Annotated in this window: 10 protein-coding genes and 1 pseudogene; 3 read left to right on the plus strand and 8 right to left on the minus strand. The window is 33.0% G+C overall.

The features are described 5' to 3' along the window. Positions 1–29 precede the first annotated feature (29 nt). From JCM14822_RS00955 to JCM14822_RS00980, 6 genes are all read right to left on the minus strand, one after another. Complete coding sequence (locus JCM14822_RS00955; protein WP_054738837.1) at positions 30–248, minus strand: hypothetical protein; 219 nt, start codon at positions 246–248, stop codon at positions 30–32. A gap of 183 nt (positions 249–431) precedes the next feature. After that, positions 432–1,250 carry a sugar phosphate isomerase/epimerase family protein gene (locus tag JCM14822_RS00960; protein ID WP_054738839.1) on the minus strand — a complete coding sequence of 273 codons (819 nt, stop codon included), beginning with the start codon at positions 1,248–1,250 and terminating at the stop codon, positions 432–434. Between the two features lie 204 nt (positions 1,251–1,454). Continuing rightward, complete coding sequence (gene kduI / locus JCM14822_RS00965; RefSeq protein WP_054738840.1) at positions 1,455–2,285, minus strand: 5-dehydro-4-deoxy-D-glucuronate isomerase; 831 nt, start codon at positions 2,283–2,285, stop codon at positions 1,455–1,457. A gap of 189 nt (positions 2,286–2,474) precedes the next feature. Next, entirely contained in the window at positions 2,475–3,236 is a 762-nt protein-coding gene (gene kduD, locus JCM14822_RS00970; RefSeq protein WP_054738842.1) for a 2-dehydro-3-deoxy-D-gluconate 5-dehydrogenase KduD, read from the minus strand. A 66-nt stretch (positions 3,237–3,302) separates the two neighbouring features. Further along, the gene (locus JCM14822_RS00975) at positions 3,303–4,739 is read right to left on the minus strand and encodes a UxaA family hydrolase (RefSeq protein ID WP_054738846.1); all 1,437 of its coding nucleotides are present in this window, start codon (positions 4,737–4,739) and stop codon (positions 3,303–3,305) included. 4 nt (positions 4,740–4,743) lie between these two features. Further along, positions 4,744–6,219: a tagaturonate reductase gene (locus JCM14822_RS00980; protein ID WP_054738848.1), complete on the minus strand. Its 1,476-nt coding sequence runs from the start codon at positions 6,217–6,219 to the stop codon at positions 4,744–4,746. Between the two features lie 178 nt (positions 6,220–6,397). Between JCM14822_RS00980 and JCM14822_RS00985 the strand changes: the two genes are divergently transcribed. Continuing rightward, on the plus strand, positions 6,398–7,393 hold the full coding sequence (locus tag JCM14822_RS00985) for a LacI family DNA-binding transcriptional regulator (RefSeq protein ID WP_054738850.1): 996 nt from the start codon (positions 6,398–6,400) through the stop codon (positions 7,391–7,393). A gap of 53 nt (positions 7,394–7,446) precedes the next feature. Further along, a complete protein-coding gene (gene uxaC / locus JCM14822_RS00990; RefSeq protein ID WP_054738851.1) occupies positions 7,447–8,850 on the plus strand; it encodes a glucuronate isomerase in 1,404 nt (467 codons plus the stop codon). 69 nt (positions 8,851–8,919) lie between these two features. Here uxaC and JCM14822_RS00995 read toward each other — a convergent pair whose 3' ends face one another. Then, positions 8,920–9,576 carry a hypothetical protein gene (locus tag JCM14822_RS00995; RefSeq protein WP_054738853.1) on the minus strand — a complete coding sequence of 219 codons (657 nt, stop codon included), beginning with the start codon at positions 9,574–9,576 and terminating at the stop codon, positions 8,920–8,922. Between the two features lie 344 nt (positions 9,577–9,920). Here JCM14822_RS00995 and JCM14822_RS21405 point away from each other — a divergent pair. Then, a pseudogene (locus tag JCM14822_RS21405) lies at positions 9,921–10,598 on the plus strand (ISNCY family transposase); the annotation flags it as partial. 520 nt (positions 10,599–11,118) lie between these two features. On the opposite strand, the gene JCM14822_RS01005 reads toward JCM14822_RS21405, so the two are convergent. Further along, positions 11,119–13,032, minus strand: coding sequence for a hypothetical protein (locus JCM14822_RS01005; protein WP_278287155.1), 1,914 nt, complete (start codon positions 13,030–13,032; stop codon positions 11,119–11,121). Between the last annotated feature and the right edge of the window lie 396 nt (positions 13,033–13,428).

Below are 13,428 nucleotides of genomic sequence, written 5' to 3' on the forward strand. Positions count from 1 at the left end.
TTTCTGTTGTAAATTAACTCAGTTTTCTTTTAAAATATTTCCTTTAAACGTTTTTTACTAATATTCCTTTTCTTTTGTATATGAAATCTTACTTTTTTCATACTTGGCATCATACCTAATGCCTTAGCCTGTATATCATAAGTTAAATCAATATTATCCCACTCATTTGCCATTTCATTGTAGATTTCATTCCAGCTATGATATCCTATGGCATTTGTACTATAACCTTTTACTACTTTTTCTCTCATATATTAAGGGATACTTTTCTACACATAATCAACTATTTTAATTACATTCCCACAACTTCCCGCATATATAAAAATATTTCTTCATTAAAGAAATACATTGAAAAATTAGTCTTTAAGTACTTTTTTCTAATCAAGTAAGACAAGCGTAAGGAAGTAGTATAAATTATTTATGTAAAGATATTATTAAATAAGACTATTTATTAAAGCATAATCTGCTTTTGCTTCCACTGGTTTAATCTCTTCTCTTAATACAGTTACTTCAGGTTTATTTACTTTCATCCAATCAATGATACGTTTAAAGTTTGCCTCATTATCTTGAAGATTAGTTTTTTCTAGCTCACCATTTTCGTCAAGCCTTGTCCCTTTCATATGTAAAGCGCAAATTTTATGACCAAAAATCTCAAAGGCACGATTCCATAAATCTTCTTGGCCTGCTATATTATCTTTAGTAAGCAAGTTAACTGGATCAAAGATAATCTTAAGCCTTTTAGATGGTACACGTTCTAAAAGCTCTTTTGTAAGTTCTGGTGTATTTAAAGTATGAAGTGCTACTGGTTCAATAGCTACATCGAGTCCAATTTCTTCACCTTTTTTAACAACTTGTCTCACAGAATCTACCAGTCCTTCAAAAGCAGCACGTCTTTCTTCATCAGAGCCATGAATATCAAAATGAGTTGTTTCTGAGCCAATACAATCTGCACCTAGTGCTTTGGCAATATCCATCCCTAATAAAAAGCGATTAACGTGTTTTTGTCTTTCTTTGGCATCTAATTTACCAAGTTCTACATAGCATCCAAATACTGAAATTTTAATATCATATTTTTCACAGGCTGCTTTAATATCTTTTATTAATTTTTCATCTACTTCTTCAATGCTGCCTACCCCTTCAATAGCTTTTGGAATAGCCAGCTGAATATGATGGAAACCATCTGCTACTATACGGCTAAATAAATCTTCAAGTGATGATTTGCCATAGTCATGGGCACGTAATCCAATATACATCTTATATCTCTCCTTTTGCTGCATTTAATAAAAGCACTACTTTCAGCTTAAAGTAGTGCTTTTTATGAGGGCGATTTAAAACTTATTTACATGTTAATTTTTTAATAGTTCAGCTTTTTAAACTTCAAATAGTTCATTATTTCATTTGTAATACTTTTTCAAGGCTTTCATATTGCTATCCGATCTATACTAACCTGTCGACAATTAGCGAAGCTCTTTAGTTGCAATATGATCCATATCATCAAAGTTTTGGTTTTCTCCAACCATTCCCCAGATGAATGTATAAGCTTTTGTACCTACACCGCTATGAATTGAGAAGCTTGGTGAAATAACTGCTTCTTCATTTTGCATAACAATGTGTCTTGTTTCTTGTGGCTCACCCATCATATGGAATACCACATCATTTTCTGACATATCAAAGTATAAATATACTTCCATTCTTCTTTCATGTGTATGAGAAGGCATTGTGTTCCATAAGCTGCCGCTTTGAAGTTCTGTCATTCCCATTGAAAGTTGGCAGCTTTTGCAAACTGCTGGATGAATGTATTGATTAAGTGTTCTAACGTTAGCTTCTTCTGGAGTTCCAAGATAACGTTTATTAGCTTCTTCATAACGAATTTTGTGCATTGGATACACGTGGTGTGCTGGTGCACTATTGATATAGAATTTAGCTGGATTTGCAGCATCATCACTTTCGAAAGAAACTTCTTTAGTTTCTTTACCAATGTAAAGACCAGATTTAGTTTCCATTTCTACTCTTTGGCCATCTACTACAATTGTTCCTTTACCACCAATGTTGATTACACCCATTTCTCTTCTTTCTAAGAAGTAATCGCTACCAAGTTCTTTGCTCCCTTCAATAGCAATTGGGCTTGTAGTAGGCATAGCCCCACCTACAATAATTCTATCCACATGGCTATACACAAATTTAATTTCGCTAGGCACAAATAAATTTTGAATAAGAAAATTCTCTCTCATTTCCTCTGTAGTCATTGTTTTAGCTTCTTTTGGACTTACACTATATCTTACTTCCATAATTTGTTCTCCTTTATAAGGAATACCCAAGGTCGGTCGAAACCTTAGGCACTCCTTTATAAAATTTAATTACCACTCATACTACTAAGCGCACATTTCATTTTTATAAACACACTACGAATTTGGTTTTAATATGATATTCTTATACACTTTTTACTACATTATTGCCTTGTTAATTACTACTTATTATTATCTTGCTAACCAACCACCGTCAACTGCTACTGTATAACCATTTACATAGTTAGAGGCTTCTGATGCTAAGAATACTGCTGGACCTTGCATATCAGCAGGTGTTCCCCATCTTCCAGCTGGAATACGATCTAAGATAGCTTCGCTTCTATCTTGATCTGCTCTAAGTGCTGCTGTATTATTTGTTGCCATGTAACCAGGAGCGATTGCATTGATATTGATTCCTTTAGAAGCCCATTCATTAGCTAAAGCTCTTGTAATGCCCATTACTGCTGATTTAGAAGCTGTATAAGATGGTACGCGGATGCCGCCTTGGAATGAAAGCATAGATGCGATGTTAATGATTTTACCACCATTACCTTGTTCAATGAATTTTCTAGCTGCTGCTTGGCAGAAGAAGAATACTGTTCTTAAGTTAATATTGATAACATCATCCCAGTTTTCAACTGTAAAGTCGATAGCATCTTCTCTTCTGATGATACCAGCATTGTTTACTAAGATATCAAAACGGCCGAATTTTTCCATAGCAGTACTTATGATTCCTTCGATTGGATCTGTTGTCATAAGATTGGCAACCACACCTATGAATTCTCCACCTTTTTCTTCGATAGCTTTTTGTGTTTCTGGCATTTCTACATAGTCAACGCCAACTACTTTTGCGCCTGCTTCAACATATGCAAGACAAATGCCTTGGCCTAAACCTGTAGAAGCTCCTGTTACAACTGCAACTTTACCTTTTAAACTAAATTGATCTAAAATCATGTTTCTTTCCTCCATTTATCTATTATTAAAATATATGGTAAACTTAATTAAACTAAGCTTGCTTTATTAAAGTGTTACACCATCTTTAAAGATTGCTAAATCGCGGATACCATGTTGTTCAGTTTTTGACTGAATCTTACCTGAAGCTAAGTCTAAGATAAATGCATAAAATTCTTCAGATACCTCTTTCATTTCTTTACCTAGTAATAACTGACCAGCATTGAAGTCAATCCAATTTTTCTTTTTAGCAAAGAGTTCATTGTTGCTTGAGATTTTAACAGTTGGTACTGGTGCCCCAAATGGTGTGCCACGTCCTGTTGTAAAAAGTACGATATGTGCACCAGACACAGAAAGTGCTGTAGACGCTACAAGGTCATTTCCTGGTGCTTGAAGTAAATTAAGTCCTTTTTCACAAACGCTTTGACCATATGTTAAAACGTCTACTACTGGTGCCAAGCCACCTTTTTGTGTACAACCTAAAGATTTATCCTCAAGTGTAGAAATACCACCTTTTTTATTTCCTGGAGATGGATTTTCATAAACTACTTGATCATGTTTAATAAAATAGTTTTTGAAGTTATTAATAAGTGAAACTGTTTTATCGAATACTTCTTCATTAATACAACGTTTCATAAGAAGTGTTTCTGCACCAAACATTTCTGGCACTTCTGTTAAAATAGTTGTACCACCTTCACTAATTAATTTATCAGATACAGCTCCTACAAGTGGATTAGCTGTAATTCCTGAGAAACCATCAGAGCCACCACATTTAAGTCCGATTACAAGTTCAGATGCTGGCACTTCTTCTCTAGTAAATGTACTAGCATATTCTACTAACTGCGTCATCACTTCTAAAGCTTTTGCTACTTCATCTTCATATTCTTGACAAATTACAAATTTAACACGGTTTTCATCATATTCACCAATTACTTCTTTGAAACTTTCAATCGTATTATTTTCACATCCAAGTCCCAGTACAAGAACTGCTCCTGCATTGGGATGATTTACGAGTCCTGCTAACGCTTTTTGTGTATTCAAGTGGTCTTCACCAAGTTGTGAACAGCCATATGGATGTGTGAATGTATGAATTCCTTCTACAGAACCTTTGATTAATTCTTGACTTTGTCTTTCAATAATTTTTGCAATATCACTTACACATCCAACTGTTGGAATAATCCAAACTTCATTACGAATACCCACTTTGCCATTTGGTCTTTTATATCCCATAAAAGTTGATGATGCGTGCATTTTCATAGGTGTTACTTCTGGCTCATAAGTATATTCAAGAAGATCACCAAGCCCTGTTTTTAAATTATGTGTATGTATCCAGTCACCAGCTTTAATATCGCAAGTTGCTACCCCAATAGGGTTACCATACTTGATTACTTTTTCACCTTGTTTGATATCTACAAGTGCTCTTTTATGTCCAGCTGGAACTGTTTTGGTTGCTACTAAAGCTACCTCAACATTATCTTTTTCATTAATTTTAATAGAATCTAACATAGCATTATTCTCCTATCAGTTCTTCTAATGCTTTTCTCATACCAACTTCTGCAATTTTATTTAAGTGAGCTGTAACTGTTTCATTAAAGTTTGCATATTCACCTAAATCTTTGCCCCAGAATTTAGTATTTGATGTAAAGTCTTTTACAAGAGTTGCTATGTCTACTTTACCTACTCTAGAAGCAAAGAATTCAAGTACATCTTTATCATCTCTAATAGCGTAAGTTTCTTCGCCACGTTTACCCATTAATGCACCATCTATGATTTCTGTGCCTTGGTAGAATGCCATAAGTGCTGCAAATGAGAATGTTAAGTATTTAGGAATAGCACCTTTTGCCACATAATAATCATGGAAGCTTACAAGGTTTCTAGCTTTCCATTTAGAAACTGAGTTAAGTGAAATAGCAAGTACGCTGTGGTCAATGAATGGATTTTCAAAGCGTTCAATAACTGAATTTGTAAATGCTACAACTTCATCATATGGAAGATCTACTGTTGGAACGATTTCATCGAATAATAAGTGTTCCATGTATGTACGAATTGTTTTATCTTCCATACATCCTCTTACGATGTTTTGACCTGCAAGGTATCCAGCAAGTACTGTGCCAGTATGTCCACCATTTAAGATACGCACTTTACGATCTCTATATGGTTTTAAGTTATCTGTAAATACTACGTTACATCCAGCTTTATCAAGTGGTAATGCATTTGCAACTGGTGTGACATCTTCTTTATTTTCAATAACCCAAAGACCAAATGGTTCAGCTACATCTAATAATTCATCTTCGAAACCAAGTTCTTTGCAAAGAGCTGATGCTTCTTCTCTTGGATAACCTGTTACAATTCTATCTACTAATGTACTACAGAAAATGTTTGCTTCTTCGACCCATTTTGCGAAGTCTTCGCCAAGGTTCCAAAGTACCACATATTTAAGAATACATTCTTTTAATTTACCACCGTTATTTTCAATAAGTTCTACTGGGAGGATTTTTAAACCTTTTGTCATATCACCATTAAAATATTTATATCTATCAAAAAGAAATTTTGTAAGTTTACCTGGGTAAGTATTTGGAGGCGCCAGTTCAAATTTATCGCTTTCATCGTATACAATACCTGCTTCTGTTGTATTCGATACAACAAATTCAAGTGTATCCACTTTTGCAAGTGCAGCATATCTTTCATATTCTTCAGTTGCAGCTACACTGTCAGATACACATGTCACAATTCTTTTTTCATTAACTGTTTCACCATTTGCTTTACCACGAAGGATTACAGTATATGTATTATCTTGTTTTTCAAAACGTTCTAAGTTGCCAAAGGCAATTGGTTTAACTAATGCTACAGACCCATCGAAATGACCTTTTTCATTTGCAACATCTATCATTTGTTCAACGAATGCTCTTAAGAAATTACCTTCACCAAATTGTACTACTTTAAGTGGGCGATTAGATTTATTTACTACTTCATTCACTTTTTTCATAATTTGTTTTACCTCCGTTTTATAGGCCATTTTTGTAAGCCTTACATTTGTGATTGTAATGACAAATGTTATAAAAGTCAATAATTTTTTCAAATTTTTTATTTGAAGTTGACTTTATAGCATTTTAAAATTATAATCTTTTTGTAAGCACTTACATAGTTAAAGGAGTGATATTGAATTGAATATCTATGATGTTGCAAAAGCAGCTGGCGTTTCAATTGCTACTGTATCTAGGGTTCTTAATGGCAGCCCTAATGTAAGAGCTAAAACAAAAGAAAAAGTATTACATGTTATTGAAGAAGCAGGTTACACACCTAATATTTTTGCAAGAAGTCTTGGCCTTAATACAATGAAAATGATAGGTGTCTTATGTACAGATGTTTCTGATATTTATTATGCAAAAGCTGTTTCTATTATTGAAAATGCTTTAAGGGGTTATGGATATGATTCTATTCTCTGCTCTACTGGTAATAAATTGGAAGATAAGCAAAAATGTATGGATCTGCTACTTGCAAAACGAGTGGATGCTCTTATCTTAATCGGTTCTACCTTTAAGGAAGCTGCTGATAACTCACACATTGAAAAAATTGCAGAAAAAATTCCTACTATTATCATTAATGGGGTCATGGATGTACCAAATACTTATTGTGTAGCATGTGATGAATTTAAGGCCATGTATGATAATGTAGTTGCTCTATATAAAAAAGGATGTCATGAAATTTTGTACCTTTATGATGCAGAAACTTATAGTGGTACACAAAAATTAAATGGCTATAAGCAAGCACATAAAGATTGTGGTTGGCCTGTGGCTTCTGAGCTTATTATAAAGGTTAATAAAAATATGCAAGAGATTGAAGAAGCTCTTAATAGTCTTTTAGAAAAAGGACATACTTTCTCTGCTGTTTTAGCATCTGAAGATCAACTTGCAATTGGTGCAATGAATGCTTTACTTAAAAAAAATCTTAAAGTACCTGAAGATATACCTATTATTGGATTTAATAACTCCATGCTTTGTGAATGCACCTATCCGCCACTAACAAGTGTAGACAATATGGTTGAGACACTTTGCACTATGGCTGTTAATGTCCTTACAGACGTATTTGAAGGGAAATCTGTTACTCATAAAATGATTCTTTCAGGTAAACTGATTGAACGTGGCACATTTAAAATTTAGGATTTAAAATTTTTTGCTTTTAAATATTTACTTTTATTAAAGGAGATTTAACAATGAAAAACTTTATGGATCAAGATTTTTTACTTGCTAACGAAACAGCTAAAACTTTATATCATGATTATGCAGCAGCTATGCCTATTATTGACTACCACTGTCATATCAATCCAAAAGAAATTGCTGAAAATAAAGAGTTCAAAAACATTACAGAAGTTTGGCTCGGTGGTGACCATTATAAATGGCGTGCCATGCGTTCAAATGGTATAGAAGAAAAATACATCACAGGTAATGCATCTGATAGAGAGAAATTCCAAAAATGGGCTGAAACACTTCCAAAAGCTATTGGCAACCCACTTTATCACTGGACACATTTAGAACTTCGTAAATACTTTGGGTATGAAGGTGTTTTAAATAGTGAGACAGCTGAAGAAGTTTGGAATCTTTGTAATGAAAAATTACAATCAGGCTTAAAAGTAAGAGATATCATTAAAGCATCTAATGTAAAAGTAATCTGTACAACAGATGATCCTGTTGATAGTCTTGAATATCACACACAAATTGCAGAAGATGAAACTTGTGAAGTTAAAGTTCTTCCTGCTTGGAGACCTGATAAAGTAGTAAATATTGAAAAAGAAACTTTCATTCCTTATATCCGTCACTTATCAGAAGTAAGCGAAATCAACATTACAAACCTTGAAAGTTTATTCGTTGCATTAAATGTGCGTTTAGACTTCTTCCATTCTATGGGCTGCCGCGTTTCTGACCATGGGCTTGACTATATTGTATTTAATCCAGCTTCTAAAGAAGAAGTTGATGCGATTTTTGCCAAAGCTTTAGCTGGCGAAAAAGTAACATATGATGAAATGGAAAAATACAAAACAACATTAATGGTATTCTTTGGTGAAGCATATTATAAACGTAATTGGACTATGCAACTTCACTACGGTGCTATTCGTGATAACAACAAAAACATGTTTGCGAGTCTTGGCCCAGATACAGGTTTTGACTGTATCAATACACGTAACTGCGCTGAAGGAACTGCAGCATTTCTTAATGCACTTCAAGAAAAAAATGCTTTACCAAAAACAATCATTTATTCATTAAATCCTAATGATAACGCTTCTATTGGTACAATTTTAGGATGCTTCCAAAACTGTGAAACTGCTGGTAAAATCCAACAAGGTTCTGCTTGGTGGTTCAATGATACAAAACAAGGAATGATTGATCAAATGACAAGCCTTGCTAATCTTTCAGTGCTTGGAAACTTCGTTGGTATGCTTACAGACTCTAGAAGCTTCTTATCTTACACAAGACATGAATACTTCAGACGTATTCTTTGTAATTTAATTGGCGGATGGGTTGAAAACGGAGAATATCCAGCTGATATGGAGGCACTTGGACAAATTGTGCAAGATATTTCGTTTAACAACACTAATACATATTTCGGATTTAACGCTTAATAATAGGGGCTCTTCGTGTGGTTGCGGGGGCCTTTTTTTTTTGTAGTGGGCCCTTTTGTTAAGTATTATTTATTTTTCATTATTATATGCTTTGTAGATTTTTTCCATATGAGTATCTGTAATGTGGATGGCTTCTGAGTATTTAATAGTAGACATGTCTGTTAGGCTGTACTTTTCTGCAATATTATCGTATTGTGCATTTGTTGCTTGTTTTTCATTTATATAGTAGATTGGTTGGTCACTATCAAATGATGTTACGCTTTTTACTTCATCTTCACAAATAGCTTTGCCGTTTTCCATTGAATAATAGGCTATGGTATGAGTTATTTGACTGTCTGTAGTAGATTCGTTTTCTGTTATAAAAATATTGCCTTTTTCTAAATATGAGAATCCTCCGTATTGACCAAAGTGCTCTTGATTTTGTGCTACTACTTGAATAGCTTTTCCATCTTTTATGGTATATAAATATTCACCATCCATTTGTGTATCTCCAAATATAACAACCATTTCTTTGATATCATCTTCATTTAAATTAATAAATGCAACTGAAAAAACTTTCTTTCCTTCTGATAAATAATTTTGAAGTACACCTACATAAAGATCTGCTGTATTTTGTTCTTGAGATGTTTCTAATGTTGCTATATTCTGTTTTTCATCTACTCTTCTACAAGCACTCATTACAATACATACTAAGATTATTAATAAACTAACAGTGCCTTTTTTCATACTTTACTCCTTCTATCAAATTAGTGAGTATAAAGTCTTTTACACGCTCTAAAATTATACTAAAAATTTCTTTTCGGCAAACATCTTGTATTCTTCTTGTTTTTAAACCTGGATTTCGGTTAACATATGCTTTAGCAGAGGCATCTGGATCTGCACTTTAATTATTTTACTCATTCAGACATCCCCCTTATTTTCTATCTTTACTTAATTCTATTTATATTATAAAATATACTGTAACTTTATATGTATAACTTTGACATTTATCTTTATGAATTTTTTTAACCTCTTTGAAATAGCTTGTTTACTTAGAGATACACCATTTTGAATAGAAGCCCACTTTTCAGCAATCACTCAAAGCTTATAAAAAAGGTGCAGGTCTTGATAATTCTTACGATCCTTACAAAGTTGCTTACGGCTCTATGCCTTCCATACTTCCTGTAATAAAGAGATTTAACAACTCTACATTAACGGACACTTTTGTTATGTCTATAAATTTGGACTGATCACCAATGGTCTTGAATTTATTAGAGATATTTCTTTTTATAACAAAGACTTCCTTGAAGCTCACCCTGAGATTATTGTTGATAAAAAATCCGATTCTCCTGATGAAAATAAATCACTCCATGATGCAAGGCCCTTATTCCTGTACTTATAGTACTTTTTACAAAGCTTTGCTTCATGATTTAAAATTTAAGAAAACCTACATTCCTCTCAATAGTCGTTCTAAAATTCAAAACGAACAATGTCCTATTAATGAAGAGGGTATTCCTTGTGGCCCTACTGAGCCAAGTCTTCCTATGAAATATGAAAGTATTGCTCAAAGGAAAAATGGTCTTATACGCTATAAATTTGTTTGCCCAAAATGAAATGGGTAAAGGTAGCCAAGATTAAGTATAAAGGTATCAACCATTTCAAAACAAACTTTTGTATGGCTGGACGTAAAACTCAAAATGCAAAAAAACTTTATGCTGACCTACTTTTATCAAGTATTACACAGCTTATTAAACAATATTATTAGCTGATAAAATCCATCAGCATCAATACATAAGAAGTTTAAAACCACTTATTGCATAATTGGATAGCCATTTTTTTAAGGTAAAAACTTACCTTTATTTGTTGTACCAATTTTTACTTATTGGGCAACTAAATATAGCTACCAATAATAATTTTTAAATCTTGCATCCTCAAAGCCATTGTTATTCATTTTTAAATAGTAGTTTCGCAATTACCTAATAAATATTTACATCTACATTCAGTATTAAATATTTTAGTATATGCATTATAAAAGGATGCTATCTTAAACCTATATAGCATCCTTTTAATTCATTATCTTCTTCATTAAATTATTTTATCTTTTGTGCTTTAAAAGGCTCAATCTCTTTTTTTCTAATTACAATGTTTCATATTATTACGATTATCTGCACACTTTAATGCGTACACAGTTACTTTTTGCTCTATTAAGTTTGCATTTCATTTGACCTATATAATCATAAACTACTACAGCTCTATTTTTAAGATAGCCTTTGCCGTCACAGCAGATTCTTACTTTAAATGTGATATAACTACTTGGCCAACTGCTAATGTGTTTAGATAAATACCTTTTTCAACATTTAATTTATGACCTGGAATACCATTAATACGTGTGCTGCCATAAATAATTTCCATTTCTTTTGGTAATTGATCATAAATCATAACATTATTAAGCATAATGTCACCTTTATTAATAACTTGAATTGTAAATGTAGCTACATCACCTACTTCTAAATGGTCACGGTCTACATATTTTACAATATCAATACATGGATTAACTATTCTAATATTTACTGAACTTACTGCTGTATCGGTTACTACTACAGGTGTGATGCCAACATATGCAATAGCTTGAACTGTAGCAATATTTGTAAATATTGGTAAAAAAACTGGTGGGAATACTGATGGAGGTGCTGATGGGAGTACTCTTGGGATGCTTGCGCCTGATTCCCATGTATTTTCACACTTTTCTTCATATCCACATTCATCTTCGTATTCGCACATATCTTCTATATTATTACATAGTGGCTCTGTATCTTTGATGACTACTTCAACAATAATAACTACACTTGCGCCCATAGCTAATGTACCAATATTAACGCCCTTTTCAAGGTTATATTTAACTTTCCTACCATTAATCCAAGTTCTTAATATACATACGTTTCCAAAAATGCCATCTGTTACTTTTACATTATTTAATATAGCATTACCTATATTAGTTACTGTAATTATATAGTTGTATGGTACACCTGGTATAACTGGATTTGTACTTGCTACTTTTGTAATTCTAATTGCTGGATTGTTTACAGCTATAGTAACGACATTTTCTGGACTTGTATAAGTTATTCCATCATATGAAGCATTAAACTTATTTACGATTTGGCCATTGGCAGGCTCACTTGCAATTTTTACATCAAATGTTAAGTTAACTGTACCGCCAGCTGGAATAGTTGAAATTGTAATACCTCTAGTAATATCGCCATTAACAGATATGCCATCTTGTGCTAAGTTGTTTTGATAAATTAAATTTGCTGGAAGTGTATCTATTACATCAATAGTTGAAATGGCTGTTGTATCAGGATTTGTAATACTTAAAGTATAAGTATAGGTATCTCCTACTGCACCATTTACTATACTTGCTGTTTTAGCTAAACCTAAGTTACCTACAGAAATAGTTGTTGTTGAAGTATTATTATTTGGATTGCTATCAGGTTCTGTGCTTCGTACAATTGCTGTATTCATTACTGTATCAGTTACATCATCTGCTACTGTACCTCTCAATAAAATAGTTTGCATATCTCCACCTTGAACTGTGCCAAGATTTAAGCTGCCCATCCAATTATTCCATGTTGTACCGTTATTTAAGCTATACTCTACATTACTAAGTTCAGATGGTATATTATCTGTTACAACAACATTTGTTGCTGTCGTTAAACTAAGATTTTGAACGTCTAAAGTATAATTTACTACGCCACCTGGTACTACAAATGGTTGTGCCGTTTTTGTAATACTAAGATCTACGAAGTTTGTAGCCTCAATACGCCCATTATTAATTTTAGCTAAATGACCATTATTACTACTATCTTGTACAGGTGTATAATCATAATTCATTGATGTACTGTTATCTATAGTACTAGATGATGTTCCACTAACATTTGCTTCATATTTAATCATAGTTTTACCTCCACCTAATATATTGGGTACAGTAAATCTTTCTTTTGGATTTACCGTTACATTTGGAGCGCCATTTATTATGACTGACTCTTCAACAAATTCTAATCCCTCCGGCAGGATATCTTGAAATCTTGCATTGATTAATGAACTTTCGCATGTATTCATTAAAGTAACTGTATAAGTTATATTTTCTCCTACCTGTACTGGCTGTGGTGAAACACTTTTAACAGGTTTAAATTCATCTTTCGTAATTCTATATCATCAATAGCATAATCATTCCCATTCTCTGATAATGGTCCTTCACTTATAAATCTTACTTCTATCTCATTATTATCTTGAGAATTAAATGCTGTACCAATTTATCACCACTGTGGCAACTGTGTTCTTACACGAATTATATCTCCTAAAGTGGCCATATAGAGTGTCTCCCCTATACCACTTAAGATTTGTATACCTAATCTTGGTAGCGTTGTACCTACATCATTTACATAATGTGGTAAACAAATAGTTGGTATTTGGCTTTACTGCCACACGTTGTTAGAAAAATACTTCTCTTTGATTGGCTCCATTGATGACTTGAAATCTTCCTTCTTCAATTCCTAATGTATGGTTTCTACGAATGTATATTCAATAGTTCCAGCCAACAAA

Origin of the sequence: Cellulosilyticum ruminicola JCM 14822, assembly GCF_001311925.1 — a bacterium.
Classification (GTDB): Bacteria; Bacillota; Clostridia; order Lachnospirales; family Cellulosilyticaceae; genus Cellulosilyticum; species Cellulosilyticum ruminicola.

Excerpts from the sequence above, each read along its gene's own strand:
- JCM14822_RS00955 (WP_054738837.1), bottom strand. The coding sequence starts at position 248 with ATGAGAGAAAAAGTAGTAAAAGGTTATAGTACAAATGCCATAGGATAT.
- JCM14822_RS00960 (WP_054738839.1), bottom strand. The coding sequence starts at position 1,250 with ATGTATATTGGATTACGTGCCCATGACTATGGCAAATCATCACTTGAA.
- kduI (WP_054738840.1), bottom strand. The coding sequence starts at position 2,285 with ATGGAAGTAAGATATAGTGTAAGTCCAAAAGAAGCTAAAACAATGACT.
- kduD (WP_054738842.1), bottom strand. The coding sequence starts at position 3,236 with ATGATTTTAGATCAATTTAGTTTAAAAGGTAAAGTTGCAGTTGTAACA.
- JCM14822_RS00975 (WP_054738846.1), bottom strand. The coding sequence starts at position 4,739 with ATGTTAGATTCTATTAAAATTAATGAAAAAGATAATGTTGAGGTAGCT.
- JCM14822_RS00980 (WP_054738848.1), bottom strand. The coding sequence starts at position 6,219 with ATGAAAAAAGTGAATGAAGTAGTAAATAAATCTAATCGCCCACTTAAA.
- uxaC (WP_054738851.1), top strand. The coding sequence starts at position 7,447 with ATGAAAAACTTTATGGATCAAGATTTTTTACTTGCTAACGAAACAGCT.
- JCM14822_RS00995 (WP_054738853.1), bottom strand. The coding sequence starts at position 9,576 with ATGAAAAAAGGCACTGTTAGTTTATTAATAATCTTAGTATGTATTGTA.